Annotated in this window: 18 protein-coding genes; 3 read left to right on the forward strand and 15 right to left on the reverse strand. The window is 29.4% G+C overall.

The window, feature by feature from the left end; genetic code table 11:
- Positions 1-56 precede the first annotated feature (56 nt).
- Both A3M9_RS0107630 and A3M9_RS0107635 read right to left on the reverse strand, forming a co-directional pair.
- Complete coding sequence (locus A3M9_RS0107630; RefSeq protein WP_027308699.1) at positions 57-1,778, reverse strand: sigma-54-dependent Fis family transcriptional regulator; 1,722 nt, start codon at positions 1,776-1,778, stop codon at positions 57-59.
- Positions 1,775-2,068: a helix-turn-helix transcriptional regulator gene (locus A3M9_RS0107635; RefSeq protein ID WP_035166122.1), complete on the reverse strand. Its 294-nt coding sequence runs from the start codon at positions 2,066-2,068 to the stop codon at positions 1,775-1,777. Before A3M9_RS0107635 ends, A3M9_RS0107630 begins: the two co-directional genes overlap by 4 nt.
- 70 nt (positions 2,069-2,138) lie before the next feature.
- On the opposite strand from A3M9_RS0107635, the gene ytvI reads away from it, so the two are divergent.
- Both ytvI and yyaC read left to right on the forward strand, forming a co-directional pair.
- The gene (gene ytvI, locus A3M9_RS0107640) at positions 2,139-3,182 is read left to right on the forward strand and encodes a sporulation integral membrane protein YtvI (RefSeq protein WP_035166124.1); all 1,044 of its coding nucleotides are present in this window, start codon (positions 2,139-2,141) and stop codon (positions 3,180-3,182) included.
- A 58-nt stretch (positions 3,183-3,240) separates the two neighbouring features.
- Positions 3,241-3,822: a spore protease YyaC gene (yyaC, locus tag A3M9_RS0107645; RefSeq protein WP_027308702.1), complete on the forward strand. Its 582-nt coding sequence runs from the start codon at positions 3,241-3,243 to the stop codon at positions 3,820-3,822.
- Here yyaC and A3M9_RS0107650 read toward each other — a convergent pair.
- Genes A3M9_RS0107650 through A3M9_RS0107665 form a run of 4 tightly spaced genes read right to left on the reverse strand, consistent with a single transcriptional unit; the run spans position 3,819 to position 6,268 of the window.
- Positions 3,819-4,073 (reverse strand): YkuS family protein, encoded by a 255-nt coding sequence (locus A3M9_RS0107650; protein ID WP_035166127.1) that lies wholly within the window; start codon positions 4,071-4,073, stop codon positions 3,819-3,821. The two genes, yyaC and A3M9_RS0107650, sit on opposite strands and share 4 nt — an antisense overlap.
- 45 nt (positions 4,074-4,118) lie before the next feature.
- Positions 4,119-4,613 (reverse strand): DUF4446 family protein, encoded by a 495-nt coding sequence (locus tag A3M9_RS0107655; RefSeq protein ID WP_035166129.1) that lies wholly within the window; start codon positions 4,611-4,613, stop codon positions 4,119-4,121.
- Positions 4,614-4,653: 40 nt separating this feature from the next.
- Entirely contained in the window at positions 4,654-5,499 is an 846-nt protein-coding gene (locus A3M9_RS0107660; protein WP_027308705.1) for a ParB/RepB/Spo0J family partition protein, read from the reverse strand.
- Between the two features lies 1 nt (position 5,500).
- Positions 5,501-6,268, reverse strand: a complete 768-nt coding sequence (locus tag A3M9_RS0107665; protein ID WP_027308706.1) for a ParA family protein — start codon at positions 6,266-6,268, stop codon at positions 5,501-5,503.
- A gap of 90 nt (positions 6,269-6,358) precedes the next feature.
- Between A3M9_RS0107665 and A3M9_RS0107670 the strand changes: the two genes are divergently transcribed.
- On the forward strand, positions 6,359-6,628 hold the full coding sequence (locus A3M9_RS0107670) for a TMEM165/GDT1 family protein (protein ID WP_027308707.1): 270 nt from the start codon (positions 6,359-6,361) through the stop codon (positions 6,626-6,628).
- Between the two features lie 166 nt (positions 6,629-6,794).
- On the opposite strand, the gene noc is transcribed toward A3M9_RS0107670, so the two are convergent.
- The 9 genes from noc to rpmH all read right to left on the reverse strand — a co-directional run bounded on the left by noc (position 6,795) and on the right by rpmH (position 13,792).
- Entirely contained in the window at positions 6,795-7,583 is a 789-nt protein-coding gene (noc, locus tag A3M9_RS0107675; protein WP_198011951.1) for a nucleoid occlusion protein, read from the reverse strand.
- A gap of 30 nt (positions 7,584-7,613) precedes the next feature.
- Positions 7,614-8,333 (reverse strand): 16S rRNA (guanine(527)-N(7))-methyltransferase RsmG, encoded by a 720-nt coding sequence (gene rsmG, locus A3M9_RS0107680; protein WP_027308709.1) that lies wholly within the window; start codon positions 8,331-8,333, stop codon positions 7,614-7,616.
- Between the two features lie 3 nt (positions 8,334-8,336).
- Positions 8,337-10,217, reverse strand: coding sequence for a tRNA uridine-5-carboxymethylaminomethyl(34) synthesis enzyme MnmG (gene mnmG / locus A3M9_RS0107685; protein ID WP_156897885.1), 1,881 nt, complete (start codon positions 10,215-10,217; stop codon positions 8,337-8,339).
- A gap of 12 nt (positions 10,218-10,229) precedes the next feature.
- On the reverse strand, positions 10,230-11,612 hold the full coding sequence (mnmE, locus tag A3M9_RS0107690) for a tRNA uridine-5-carboxymethylaminomethyl(34) synthesis GTPase MnmE (RefSeq protein ID WP_027308711.1): 1,383 nt from the start codon (positions 11,610-11,612) through the stop codon (positions 10,230-10,232).
- A gap of 97 nt (positions 11,613-11,709) precedes the next feature.
- Entirely contained in the window at positions 11,710-12,336 is a 627-nt protein-coding gene (gene jag / locus A3M9_RS0107695; RefSeq protein WP_027308712.1) for an RNA-binding cell elongation regulator Jag/EloR, read from the reverse strand.
- A gap of 17 nt (positions 12,337-12,353) precedes the next feature.
- Positions 12,354-13,031 (reverse strand): membrane protein insertase YidC, encoded by a 678-nt coding sequence (gene yidC / locus A3M9_RS0107700; RefSeq protein WP_027308713.1) that lies wholly within the window; start codon positions 13,029-13,031, stop codon positions 12,354-12,356.
- A 14-nt stretch (positions 13,032-13,045) separates the two neighbouring features.
- Complete coding sequence (gene yidD / locus A3M9_RS0107705; RefSeq protein ID WP_027308714.1) at positions 13,046-13,255, reverse strand: membrane protein insertion efficiency factor YidD; 210 nt, start codon at positions 13,253-13,255, stop codon at positions 13,046-13,048.
- Complete coding sequence (gene rnpA / locus A3M9_RS0107710; RefSeq protein WP_027308715.1) at positions 13,255-13,599, reverse strand: ribonuclease P protein component; 345 nt, start codon at positions 13,597-13,599, stop codon at positions 13,255-13,257. The genes yidD and rnpA overlap by 1 nt, the downstream gene beginning before the upstream one ends.
- Positions 13,600-13,657: 58 nt before the next feature.
- Positions 13,658-13,792: a 50S ribosomal protein L34 gene (gene rpmH / locus A3M9_RS0107715; protein WP_018664108.1), complete on the reverse strand. Its 135-nt coding sequence runs from the start codon at positions 13,790-13,792 to the stop codon at positions 13,658-13,660.
- Positions 13,793-14,191 lie beyond the last annotated feature (399 nt).

Below are 14,191 nucleotides of genomic sequence, written 5' to 3' on the forward strand. Positions count from 1 at the left end.
ATTCTATAGACTCATACCATTAGTATCATTTTGATACTAATGGTATCATTTTGATACTAATTTAATCCATACTCCTTTATCTTTCTAAACAAAGTTGCCCTTCCTATACCTAACGCCTTTGCAGCTTCATCCTTTGAATTAAATTTCTTTAGTGCCTCTTTTATTAAATTTTTCTCGTGATATTTTAAGTCAAATATAGTTATATCTTCACCTTTTTTACTTTTTAACTTTTCAGGAACTTTATCAAAGGTTATATATTCTCCATTTTCCATATTAACAAGATATTCTATTATATTTTCTAATTCTCTAACATTACCTGGCCAATGGTAATTTAAAAATATCTCATATACATCTTCAGTAAATCCCTTTATATTTTTATTTAGTTTTAAACAGCATTTATTAAGTATATAATCCATTAGTACCTTTATATCATCTCTTCTTTCCCTAAGAGGAGGTATCTTTATTGGAATAACATTTAGCCTATAATATAGATCCTGTCTAAACTCTCCCTTTAACACCATCTCATCTAAATTCTTATGTGTTGCAGCTATTATTCTAATGTCTACTTCTATCTGCCTATTGCTTCCTATTCTTTCAATATATTTTTCTTGAAGAACTCTTAAGAGCTTAACTTGTAGATGCAGAGGCATATCCCCTATTTCATCCAAAAACAAAGTTCCACCCTGTGCAAGTTCAAATTTTCCTATTTTTCCTCCCTTTTTAGCACCAGTAAAGGCTCCTTCTTCAAAACCAAAAAGCTCACTTTCAAGAAGAGATTCTGGTATAGCTGCACAGTTTACTGCAACAAAGGGCCTTTTTTTTCTTTTACTTTCGTTGTGTATAGCTCTTGCAAACAGTTCTTTACCCGTTCCACTCTCTCCAAGTATTAATACTGTAGAATCTGCCCTTGAAGTTTTCTTAGCTATCTCTATTGCCTTTAAAAATTTTTCTGATTTACCTATAATACTATCAAAGGTCGTATCACTATTTATAAGTGTCATATCTCTAATTATTTTGTTTATATCCTTCATATTTTTTAAAGAAAAAATAATACCCTGAAGCTTGTTTGAATACACAATAGGCTTAATAGAAACTAAAAAATTTCTATTCTCTATTCCAAACTGTATGTTTTTAATTTCTCTACCTAAAAGAATATCTTTATATATATCATCCTGTAGTAGTTTAGATATGAATAAATTCGTCTCTTCTTCCTTTAAAATATCCTTTATAATTTTATTCTTAAATAAAATATTTTTATCTAAATCAATAGCTATTATTCCTTCATCAATTGAATTTATTATGGTTTCAATCTGTTTTATCAGTAAATTTTGTTTTTCACAAATATTCATCTCAGAAATCTTAGTGCTCAGCATATCGCTCATCTTATTTAAAAATTTAATAAGGTTTTCTTTATTGTTATTTAATTGTATTTTTTGCTGTTCTGATAGAGCAACTAACCCTATTACTCCTACTACATTATTTTCTACCAATATCGGTGAGCACACCTCTGCATATTCAATACAGTTTATTTTGTTCTCACATTCAAAACATATATCATCTTCCCTTGGGTTATCTATTATTAATATTTTCTTTAGCTCCATTGCCTTTTTAAAGGCCGATTTATCAACTATCTTTTTTCCAATTAAATCCTTATACATTCCAGTTGCAGCAACTCTTATATTAAAAGAATCAACAATGGTTACATCAACTCCAACAACACTCTTTATTATCTCTGCTATATTCTGTGCATAATCCTTAATATCCGTTAAATTTTTCATATCAATTCCTCTTTTAATAGAGTTTCTAATATTTTCATAACCTTTTCATTACAAATGGAATAATTTATTTCAAGTCCATTTCTTTTGCCCTTTATAATTCCTTTATTTTTTAATATTCCTATATGCTGTGAAACAGTAGACTGAGGTATGTTTAAGCACCCCTGCATTGTAGTTACATTTTTTTCTCCTTCAATATATAGTCCCTTTAATATACATAATCTGATAGGATGTCCTATGACCTTTAAAATTTCTGCTGTTTCTAAAAATACCTGATTATCTAAATAATTCATAATTTTCACCTCATCTTGATGATTATTCTAATTTATTATGTTATAATAATGAAACAAAGGAGGGTTTTATATGTTTGATAAACAATTTCTAATTAAATTGAGGAATTTTGCAATTTTTATAGTAATCTATACTTTAATATTCTTTTTATTTTTTTCAACATTATCCTATACACTCCCTTTTGTTATAGGAATAATTGTTTCTTTGATTTCACTACCTTTAGTTAAATTCTTAAAACGTAAATTAAAATTTAAAGATTCTATTGCCTCTTTGATATCTGTTCTACTTGTATATATCATATTTATTTTATTACTAATAGGTATTTTTACAAAAATAACATACGAAATAAAACAATTAGTATCTTCTATACCTAACGTTAACACATTTATTCCATACATTCAAGAATACTTTGATAAATTAAGATTATATTACGATGCAATTGATCCAGCTATTGTTCAAAAAATAAATGAACAAGTTACTAAATTTGCCTATTCAAGTTTAGATATATCCCTATCTATACTTAATAAGTTGTTATCTATTGTACTAAAACTTCCAGTTATTTTTTTAATCCTATTTGTTTCTTTATTATCCTCCTATTTCTTTAGTAAAGATATGTTAAACTTTAGATCATCAATATTAAATATATTTACACCAGATGGAAAGAAAAAATTTTCCTTAATAGTAGATGAATTAAATAAATCCTTAACTGGATATATAAAAGCATATTCTTTTATTGTTACATTAACGTTTATAGAAACATATATTGGTTTTTCTATATTAAATATAAAATACGCATTAATTTTAAGTATAGTTTCTGCTATATTTGATGTTTTACCTATTTTAGGTATTGGTGCCGTTTATTCTTTAGTTGCATTATATTATATTATAACTAAAAAATATATTATAGCCTTTGGAATTCTAATATTATATCTTATAGTAACTATTGTTAGACAAATATTAGAACCAAAGCTTGTTTCTGCATCACTTGGGCTTCATCCTGTAGCTGTTTTAGCTGCAATATTTATAGGTATAAAGGCATATGGGTTTGTAGGTATGATTTATCTTATTTTTCTAATGGTATTATATAACATACTTAAAAAAACAAAAATATTATAGGAATATAAAACCTCCCATTTGGATAAACTTACAATATAGGAAAATGGGAGGTTTTACTATGCCTATAAATAATGATATATACTTTTCAACAAACGTAAATAATATAAATTCAAGCTACCTTCTATCAATTAAATTAATTGACTTGATTTTAGAAAACGATATATATAATAAAAATTTAGTTATACTTTGTATAGGTACAGACAGATCAACTGGAGACTGTTTAGGTCCTCTTGTTGGATATAAACTTAATAAATTATCTCTAAATAAAAAGGTTGATATATATGGAACACTCAATAATCCTGTCCACGCTAAAAATCTTGATGAAAATATAAACTTTATATACAACACAATAAAAAACCCTTTTATTTTAGCCATTGATGCATCTCTTGGAAAGAGCGAAAATATAGGTAATATTAATTTAATAAAGGGACCTGTTTATCCAGGTGCTGGAGTAAATAAAAAACTTCAACCTGTAGGAGATATAAGCATAACTGGAATTGTTAATAGTTCTGGATTTATGGAGTATATAGTTTTACAAAACACCAGATTAAGCATTGTTATGAAGATGGCTGAAATAATCACTACAAGTATTTATATGTCTCTAAAACAAATTTACAATTACAAAGTAGCTATAGATTAAAAAATTGGCGAATAAGCTCTATTATTAATTGCATACAAAATTTCCTTCATACTTTTATTGTCAACATTTATAATAAGTGCTCCTCTATCTGGAGTTTTAACGTGATTTGTTAAATTAGATAAACCCAATTCTTCATCTTTATAAATATATACATCTGAAGGTATGCCTTCACTAAATTTATGAACATTATAACCTAAACTTTCTAAGTTTAATATTATTTCCTTTAAATTATCCTGAACGCTTATAATCATAAAAACACCTCCTGTTTTTATTATTTCACAGGAGGTGTTTTATTATTACTTAAGTGCCTGTTCTAAGGCTTGTTTTTCTTCATCGGATAAGTCATATTTTGAAATTCCATTTTCAATTGGTTTTGCAAATGTAGTGCATTCACTCCTACCAAAAAGACCAGTAAGTACTATACCATTATTATTTTCGTCTAAAAGTGCAACTGAAAAACTTAAATCACTACCTACATCATCAAAGGCTCTATATCTTACAATACCTACCTTTTGTATACATTTTTTTAATCTTAAGTTTACATCATTGTATAACTCGGTATTTTTATTAACTTGTTCTAATGCCTTATCTATACTATCTGTGTATTGTATAATTAGTTCTTCTAAATTTTTATTATTATTACCCTTCATTAGTTTTCTATAACGTTTTTCAATTCTATTAAGTTCTACCTTGTTTAATATTTCTAAGAACAATATGATTAACACTAAAATTAATATACCTATGTTAATAAAAAGACCATAGGTTTGAAAAAAGTTTTTTATAAATTCCATAAGATCAGCTCCTTTTTTAATGTTTCACGTGAAACATTTTTTATAAATTTAATATATCAAGTATTCTTTGCAAATCATCTTCGCTATAATATTCTATCTCAATTTTTCCTTTTTTTCTACCCTTATTTATGTTCACCTTTGTGCCAAATATATTTTTTAATCTGTCCTCTATATCTTTTATGTATATATCTTTTGTATTATTTTTTTCTTTTTTATCCTTTATATTGTTAAGATTTTGAATTAATTTTTCTGTCTGCCTTACATTTAATCCTTCATTTACAACCTTTATTGCTATTTCATATTGTTTGTTTTTATCTTCTATTCCTGCTATAACCTTGCCGTGGCCTTCTGTTATATCTGAATTTAAAATCATATCAATAACTCTTTTGTCTAAATTTAAAAGTCTTAGGGAGTTTGTTATTGCTGGTCTTGACTTTCCAAGCCTTCTTGCTAATTCATCCTGTGTCAGCCCAAATTCATCTATAAGTTTTTTATAAGCAAGTGCTTCTTCTATAGGATTTAAATCCTCCCTTTGTATATTCTCTATTAATGAAATTTCCATTGCTTCCTTTTCACTAATTTCCTTCTCTATAATTGGTACTTTTTTAAGTCCCACAAGCCTTGCTGCTCTCCATCTTCTTTCTCCTGCAATAATTTTAAAATACTCGCCTTCTTTTTTTACTATTATAGGTTGAATTATACCATGTTCCTTTATCGATTGTGCCAATTGTTCTATTTTTTCTATATCTATATTTTTTCTTGGCTGTTCCTCATTTGGAAATATATCATTTATATCAACTTCCTTTACACCCTCTAATTCTTTAACTTCAACATCTGGTATCAGAGCACCTAACCCCTTACCTAATGCACTTTTTTTTGCTGTCATATCAATATCCTCCTTCATCATATTCTAAGAATTCTTTTGCAAGCTCCATATATGCCTCTGCTCCCCTGGAATTTTTGTCATACAGCATAATTGGAATACCGTGGCTTGGTGCCTCCGCCAATTTAACATTTCTCGGAATAATCGTAGTATATACCTTGCCCTTAAAATATTTTTTTGCTTCCTCAACAACCTCAATAGAAAGGTTTGTTCTACCGTCAAACATACTCATAATTACACCCTGTATATCAAGTTTAGGATTTAAACTCTTTTTAACTAACTGAATAGTATTCATCAATTGTCCAACACCTTCAAGTGCATAAAACTCACATTGTATTGGAATGAGTACACTATCTGAAGCTGTAAGTGCATTTATTGACAATAACCCAAGAGATGGTGGACAGTCAATAAATATATAATCATAATCATCCTTTATACTCATCAACGCTTCCTTCAATTTGCTTTCTCTATTTATTCTTGCAGTAAGTTCTATTTCTGCACCAGCCAATTCTACATTTGAAGGAAGTAGATACAAGTTTTCAAAAACTTCTACTATTGCCTTGTTTGCATCTAATCCCATTATAACATCATACATAGAAAACTCTAAATCATCTTTATTTACACCAAAACCACTTGTTGTATTGCCTTGTGGATCTATATCAACTGATAAAACCTTCTTACCAAAGCTTGCAATATATGCAGCCAAATTAATACTGGTAGTAGTTTTCCCAACACCACCCTTTTGATTAAATATCGATATTATTTTTCCCATCTAATTTACACCCCCATGTATATTATCACACGTCATATAATATATTTTACAGTAAGAATGAATTAGTTTAAATACATTTAGGAGGATTTTATGTTAAAATTAATATTTTCTACATTTATAACTATATTTTTAGCTGAATTAGGGGATAAAACTCAAATTGCAACTATGATGTTATCCGCTAATTCTAAACAAAAATTAGTAATATTTTTAGGTTCCAGTTTAGCTTTAGTTTGCTCCTCTCTGGTCGCTGTTATTTTAGGAGATACACTAAGCCGTATCATACCACCTCAATATATTCAAAAGGGTGCTGCAATAGCATTTATTGCAATAGGAATACTTCTTTTGTTCAACAAAATATAAAACAATACTCTAAATTTTACAAAAGCCCTACGAATAGATTTTAAAAGGCAACTTATAATGTGTGCCTATAAAATCCTTCATAGGGCTATCTAAAAAACAATTAATTCTTTAATATAAAATAGATAACGGTATTTTTCAGAATATTCTTTATTACACTTTTTGCTTATCACTTTTTTGGAATTCTCACTACTATTTCTAAATACTCATCCAACTCTTTTTGTTTATACTCTGCTTCTATTCCACTTTTTTCCATAATCTGTTTTATGGTATTGGTTATTATTTTTGTATTTATATTCCATTTATACTTATTCTTTATATTTTTGTTGTTTTTATTACTGTTTTGTTTTTCATTTAAAATTTTCTCAATTAATTCCTCTGTCTTTTTTACTGTTAATCCCTTTTTTATTACTTCATTTATTACCTTTTTTTGTAATTCTTCATCTTCAAGTTTAAGAAGTGCTCTTGCGTGCCTTTCTGTTAAGCCTTCACTTATAAGCCTTTCCTTTACTTCATCAGATAATTTTAATAATCTAAGTTTATTTGCTATTGTAGATTGCTTTTTTCCTATTCTTACTGCAAGCTCCTCTTGTGTAAATCCGTGTTCTTTAATTAAGTTATAATATCCTTCTGCTTCTTCTAAATAATTTAAGTCCTCTCTCTGAAGGTTCTCAATAAGTGCAAGTACAGCGGATTCTGTATCTGTAATATCTACAATTATTGCAGGTATTTCTGTTAATCCAGCAAGTTGAGATGCTCTAAGTCTCCTCTCTCCAGCAACTAATTCAAAAAGATTATCATTGATTCTTCGTACACTTATGGGCTGTAATACTCCAAATTCTCTTATTGATTCTGATAGTTCTATTAATGCTTCCTGGTTAAATACTTTTCTTGGCTGATACATATTTTGTCTTATTTTTGTTATAGGTATATTTATAATCTCTCTTTCAGCCTTCATATCCACCATCCCTTTTTAAATATTAAAAGTTTATCTTAGCGGCTTCTTTTCTATCTGAGCTGGTTTTCTTGGGTATCTTTTATCAGTATTTTTTATTTTGTCAACTATAACAAGATTATGTTTTATATCCTCACCTAATATATTAGTTTCTACAATACTATTTAGTTTTCCTCCTAATGTACCTATTGCATTTCTTGCTTCTTCTACCTCCTCATATGCAGAAGGTCCCTTTAGTGCTATAAATTTTCCACCAACTTTTACATAAGGCATACAATATTCACTAAGAACCATCATATTAGCCACTGCTCTTGCTGTTGCAATATCAAATTTTTCTCTAAAATCTTCTTTTCTTGCCATATCCTCTGCTCTTCCGTGTACCGCAACTATACCCTTAAGTCCAAGCTTTGATATAACATCATTTAAAAAGTTTATTCTTTTATTTAATGAATCAAGTAATACAACTTCTACATTAGGATTTATTATCTTTATTGGGATTCCTGGAAATCCTGCCCCAGTACCTACATCTATAACCTTTATCCCATCTTTTATATATCCACTTTTAATTATTGATATAGAATCAATAAAATGTTTTTTTATTATTCCTTCATCATCGGTTATTGCTGTTAGGTTTATCTTTTCATTCCATTCCTTTAATAATTCCTTATATATTATAAACTGTTCTATTTTTTCATTATCTAATTCAATACCATATACCTTTGCACCCTCGTAAATAAGTTCCTTTAATTCCATATACTACTCTCCCTTTTTTCTTCTTAACTGTTCTAAGTATATAAGAAGTACCGAAATATCCGCTGGAGAAACTCCTGATATTCTTGAAGCTTGACCTATGTTTTGTGGTCTTATCTTTGACAGTTTCTGCTGTGCTTCGATTCTAAGACCTTGTATCTGGTTATAGTCAATAAAATCTGGTATTCTTTTTTGCTCTATCTTTTTAAACTGTTCTACTTGTTGAAGTTGCTTTTGTATATATCCATCATACTTAATCTGATTTTCTACTTCTCTTGCAACATCATAGGGTATATCTGGTCTCTCCTTATCTATTGCCTTTGTTAATTCATATGTGAGCTCAGGTCTTTTAATTAAATCATACAGATGTATACCAGATTTTATCTCTGAACTATTATTTTTTCTTAAAAACTCATTTACCTCTTCACTTGGAGGTAGTATAACTTTTTTAATTCTTTGAATTTCTTCTTCTATAGCCTGTTTTCTTTTTAAATATCTTTGGTATCTCTCCTCTGTTACAAGACCTACCCTATATCCCTTCTCTGTTAATCTCAAATCTGCATTATCCTGTCTTAAAAGCAATCTATATTCTGCCCTTGATGTCATCATTCTATAAGGTTCATTAGTTCCCTTTGTTACTAAATCATCTATTAGAACACCTATATATGCATCTGATCTATCTAATATTAATGGTTCCTTATTTTTTACTTTAAGTGCAGCATTAATACCTGCTATTATTCCCTGTGCTGCTGCCTCCTCATATCCAGAAGTTCCATTTATCTGACCTGCAAAGAATAATCCTTCAATAAATTTAAGTTCAAGTGAAAGTTTAAGTTGTTGAGGGTCAATGCAGTCATATTCAATTGCATAGGCTGTTCTCATTATTTCAGCATTTTCTAAGCCTGGAATGGATCTGTAGAATTTAATCTGAACATCCTCAGGCATAGAACTGGACATTCCCTGAATATACATCTCTTCAGTATTTTCACCCTCTGGTTCAACAAAGATTTGATGTCTTTCCTTATCTGGGAACTTAACAATTTTATCCTCTATTGAAGGACAATATCTTGGACCAACTCCTTCAATATCTCCTGTAAAAAGTGGAGATCTATGTATATTTTCTTTTATTATTTTGTGGGTCTCTTCTGTTGTATAAGTTAAATAACAAGGTATTTGCACTCTCTCTATATTATCAGACATAAAGGAGAATGGTATTACTCTCTCATCTCCAGGTTGTATTGTCATCTTTGAAAAATCAATAGACCTTCTATTTATTCTTGCGGGAGTTCCTGTTTTAAACCTCCTTAAACTGATTCCCAATGCCTTTAGACTATCGGATAATTCATTAGCAGGGAATAAACCATTAGGTCCTCCATTATAGCTTACATCACCAATTATTATTCTACTTTTTAGATATGTTCCAGATGTTATTACTACTGTTTTACATTCAAAGTAGGCACCATTTTTTGTCTTTAAACCTACTATCTTATTATCCTTAACATCAAGTTCAATAACTTCATCCTGCTTTAAAGTTAAATTTTCCTGCGTCTCTAAAACGTGCTTCATATATTCCTGATATCTTTTCTTATCTGCCTGTGCTCTTAATGATTGTACTGCTGGGCCTTTAGCTGTATTTAACATTTTGGATTGTAGATATGTATTATCAATTGCTATACCCATTTGTCCACCAAGTGCATCTACTTCCCTTACCAAATGTCCCTTTGCTGTACCTCCAATTGAAGGATTACAAGCCATCATTGCTATACTATCTAAATTTAATGTAATACATAAAGTCTTACATCCCATTCTTGCAGCAGCAAGAGCTGCCTCACATCCTGCGTGTCCTGCTCCAACTACTATAACATCATAACTACCTGCAAAATACAAAAAACTCACCTCCTATTTACCTATACAAAAATCACTAAATATTCTATCTATAATATCCTCTGCAGCTGTGTCACCAGTAATTTCACCAAGCTTTAAATATGCATCCTTATACTCTACAGAAGCTATATCCAAAGGAAGTCCTAATTCAATTGTTTCTATCCCCTTTAATATACTCTCCTTTGCCTTAAACAATATATCCTTATGCCTTACATTAGTAACAAATATATCCTTAGACTTTACCTCTCCTGAAAATACAAAATCTTCTATTTTTTGCTTTATATCCTCTACGCCCTTTTCTGTATTAATAGAAGCAAAGACTATATTTTCTTCATTAAAATTACTTTTTATTATATCTAAATTCAGTTCCATTGGTAAATCAATTTTGTTTATTACAACTATTACCTTTTTATTTTTTATAAGTTCTATTATCTCTAAATCCTCATCATCAAGTGGCCTGCTCGAATCAATCATAAATATAATCAAATCAGACTTCTCTATATATTCCTTTGATTTTTCAACACCTATTTTTTCAACAATATCCTGTGTTTCTCTTATTCCTGCTGTATCTATTATTTTAACAGGAATTCCCCTTATGTTTATATACTCTTCAATAACATCTCTAGTTGTACCTGGAATGTCTGTTACAATAGCCCTCTTTTCCTCTAAAAGAGCATTAAGAAGAGAGGACTTACCTACATTTGGCTTACCTACTATACTTGTATTTAAACCTTCTCTTAGTATTTTTCCTGTTTCAGCATTTTTAATTAAATTTTCAAGTTCTCTTATTATTTCATTTGAGTCATTAATAATCTTTGATGAAACAACATTTTCAATATCATCTTCTGGAAAATCCACCGATGCTTCAATATGGGCAAGTATGCCTAAAAGTCTATTCATTATATCTTTAATCCTTTGAGATAGTTTTCCTTGAGATTGTTCTAAAGCAATATGCATACTTTCACTTGTCTTTGCTCTTATTAAATCTATAACTGCCTCTGCCTGCGATAAATCTATTCTTCCATTTAAAAAGGCCCTCTTAGTAAATTCTCCTGGTTCTGCAAGCCTTGCACCATTCTTCAAAACTAAGGATAGTATCCTCTTTACTGCAACAACTCCACCGTGACAGTTAATCTCTACTATATCTTCCCTTGTATATGTATTTGGAGCCTTCATATAGCTAATTATAACTTCATCTATCTTCTCATCTGTGTTTGGATCTATTATAAAGCCATACATCATAGTATAGGACTTCATATCCTTTACATTTTTTCCTTTATAGCTTTTAAAAATCTTTTCAATAATACTTAAAGAGTCTTTTCCTGACATTCTGACAATTCCAATTCCACCTTCTCCAACAGGTGTAGAAATTGCAGCTATAGTATCATCTAAAAACATAAAATTCACCTCTATAAGTGTAGTCATTATATATTATACCAAAATATAAAGAAACAATAATCAAGAAATATGCCTGCCATTTGGCAGGCATATTTTATTATCTTTTTAAATCAATTACAACTTTTCTAAATGGTTCTTCCCCTTCACTATAGGTAGTTACATATGGATGATCCTGTAATGCTGAGTGAATAATTCTTCTCTCATAAGGATTCATTGGCTCAAGCTTTACACACTTATTTGTCTTTTGAACTTTATATGCAAGCTTTTTTGCTAAACCAATAAGTATTTCTTCCCTCTTTTTTCTATAATTTTCTGCATCTAATATAACCTTTTTATGTTCAGCTTCTGTATTATCTTTGTTTATAACTAAACCTACTAAAAATTGAAGAGCATCTAATGTTTCTCCTCTATGTCCAATTAATACTCCTAATCTTTGACCTACTAAATTAATCTTAAGCACATCATCTTCGTCTTTAATATGTATTTCACATTTAACACCCATCTTATCTAAAACATCTCTTAAAAAACTCTTAGCTATTGCTGCATAATCCTTTTTTAAAGTTACTTTAACTCTTGCTGGCTTTGCACCAATAAGTCCTAAAATACCCTTACTTCCCCTATCTAATATTTCAACATCAACGGAGTCACCTTTTACTCCAAGTTCCTTTAACGCCGCCTCAATAGCATCCTCAACAGTTTTTCCTGACATTTCAATAGACTTCATAGGCCCAAATCACCACCCTACTTCTTAATCGCTAAAGCTTCCTGTTCCCTATTTTTTATCCTGTTTATTATGAAATACTGAATAGCAATTTGTATTAGGTTGCTTATTATCCAATATAATACAAGTGCAGCCTTAAAATTAATAGATACCCAAGTAATAAATAATGTCATAAATATATTCATTTGCTTTTGACTCTTTGCCTGTGCATCATCACCCTTTGGAGTCATCATTATACCTTGTATGTATGTAGTTAAGCCTGATAATAGTGGAAGTATGTACAATGCATCCTTTTGTCCTAAGCTTTTAATCCATAAAAAGCCTACATCATTGAATCCTGTGTATTTATAAATAACGTTATACATTGCAATAAATATAGGGAATTGAATAAATATCAACAAACACCCTGAAAATGGACTTGCTCCCATCTCCTTGTAAAGTTCCATTTGCTTTTGTTGAAGCTTTTGAGGGTCGCCCTTATACTTTTCTTGTAACTCCTTTAATTTTGGCTGCATCTCAGTCATCTTAACTTGAGACTTTGTTTGACTTATTGTAAGTGGTAGAAGTATTAGTTTAATTATAGCTGTAAATATAAAAATATCCAAAAAGTAAGCAAGACTTAAATTTTTAACCCCTAAACTTACAAAATTATGGATTAAATTAAAAAAACTTGTTAACGCTGAATTAATACCTGCCAAATAAATTACCTCCTTTATGGAACAGGATCATACCCACCCTTATTAAGTGGATGACACCTTAATATCCTCCTTATAGCTAAATATCCCCCTTTTAAAGCACCGTATTTTTCTATTGCCTCAATAGCGTACATAGAACACGTTGGATAAAATCTACAGCTTGGTGGCTTTAAGGGCGATATATACTTTCTATATAGTTTAATTATAAAAATTAAAAATTTTCGCATTATTTCCCCTCTTTTACCAGACCTACTCGTTTCATAAGTCCTACAACAGACTTTTCTACTTCACTGTAATTACTTTTCAATATACCAACTCTTGCTATAAATATTATATCATATCCTTGCTTAAAAATAGACTTATTTTTTCTAAAACTTTCCCTAATTAATCTTTTATATCTATTCCTTACTACACTCTTACCTACTTTTTTACTGACCGATACACCAAGTCTATTATAATTATTTCCATTTTTACTATAATACATAACTAAATTTGAATCACTAACTGATTTTCCTTTTTTGTATATTAATCTAAAGTGAGCATTCTTTTTTATTCTCTCTTCTTTTTTCATATTAATCCCTCAGATTATAAAAAACATATATTGAATAAAAAGGCCACGAATCGCGGCCTTATGCTGTCAATCTCTTTCTTCCTTTTCTTCTTCTTCTTTGTAGAACTTTTCTTCCATTCTTAGTCTTCATTCTCTTTCTGAAGCCATGTTCCTTTTTTCTTTGTCTCTTTTTTGGTTGATATGTTCTTAACATCTAAATGCACCTCCTTTAAAAAGAATATTTATCTCAGGATAACATTTTCAAAAAGGCATATTACATAAAAATTATATATTTATGTCTTGTTAATGTCAAGAAATACTTTATTGTTGCAGAGATTTCGCAGTAAAATTCCAGTAGAATTTTTATTTTTACTGAAATTATATCTTATTACATCTTATTGAAGAAATGGTATTCCGCCATCCCTGTAGATTATAAAAATAGTTATAACTCCCCCTACCCCAAGAAATTTAAATAATTAATTTCCAATTTTATTGTTGCATTAAGTTTTTTCAAATACTGGGTTATTCCAGGTATCTTCTATTGTAAATCTCTCATCTCTTATATCCTCAATAATATTTATTTGAAGCATTCTTTTCTTTCTAAAACCTCTAA

Source organism: Caloramator sp. ALD01 (assembly GCF_000472625.1).
GTDB classification, from domain to species: Bacteria; Bacillota; Clostridia; order Clostridiales; family Caloramatoraceae; genus Thermobrachium; species Thermobrachium proteoclasticum.

Excerpts from the sequence above, each read along its gene's own strand:
- A3M9_RS0107630 (WP_027308699.1), bottom strand. The coding sequence starts at position 1,778 with ATGAAAAATTTAACGGATATTAAGGATTATGCACAGAATATAGCAGAG.
- A3M9_RS0107635 (WP_035166122.1), bottom strand. The coding sequence starts at position 2,068 with ATGAATTATTTAGATAATCAGGTATTTTTAGAAACAGCAGAAATTTTA.
- ytvI (WP_035166124.1), top strand. The coding sequence starts at position 2,139 with ATGTTTGATAAACAATTTCTAATTAAATTGAGGAATTTTGCAATTTTT.
- yyaC (WP_027308702.1), top strand. The coding sequence starts at position 3,241 with ATGCCTATAAATAATGATATATACTTTTCAACAAACGTAAATAATATA.
- A3M9_RS0107650 (WP_035166127.1), bottom strand. The coding sequence starts at position 4,073 with ATGATTATAAGCGTTCAGGATAATTTAAAGGAAATAATATTAAACTTA.
- A3M9_RS0107655 (WP_035166129.1), bottom strand. The coding sequence starts at position 4,613 with ATGGAATTTATAAAAAACTTTTTTCAAACCTATGGTCTTTTTATTAAC.
- A3M9_RS0107660 (WP_027308705.1), bottom strand. The coding sequence starts at position 5,499 with ATGACAGCAAAAAAAAGTGCATTAGGTAAGGGGTTAGGTGCTCTGATA.
- A3M9_RS0107665 (WP_027308706.1), bottom strand. The coding sequence starts at position 6,268 with ATGGGAAAAATAATATCGATATTTAATCAAAAGGGTGGTGTTGGGAAA.
- A3M9_RS0107670 (WP_027308707.1), top strand. The coding sequence starts at position 6,359 with ATGTTAAAATTAATATTTTCTACATTTATAACTATATTTTTAGCTGAA.
- noc (WP_198011951.1), bottom strand. The coding sequence starts at position 7,583 with ATGAAGGCTGAAAGAGAGATTATAAATATACCTATAACAAAAATAAGA.
- rsmG (WP_027308709.1), bottom strand. The coding sequence starts at position 8,333 with ATGGAATTAAAGGAACTTATTTACGAGGGTGCAAAGGTATATGGTATT.
- mnmE (WP_027308711.1), bottom strand. The coding sequence starts at position 11,612 with ATGTTTTTAGATGATACTATAGCTGCAATTTCTACACCTGTTGGAGAA.
- jag (WP_027308712.1), bottom strand. The coding sequence starts at position 12,336 with ATGAAGTCTATTGAAATGTCAGGAAAAACTGTTGAGGATGCTATTGAG.
- yidD (WP_027308714.1), bottom strand. The coding sequence starts at position 13,255 with ATGCGAAAATTTTTAATTTTTATAATTAAACTATATAGAAAGTATATA.
- rnpA (WP_027308715.1), bottom strand. The coding sequence starts at position 13,599 with ATGAAAAAAGAAGAGAGAATAAAAAAGAATGCTCACTTTAGATTAATA.
- rpmH (WP_018664108.1), bottom strand. The coding sequence starts at position 13,792 with ATGTTAAGAACATATCAACCAAAAAAGAGACAAAGAAAAAAGGAACAT.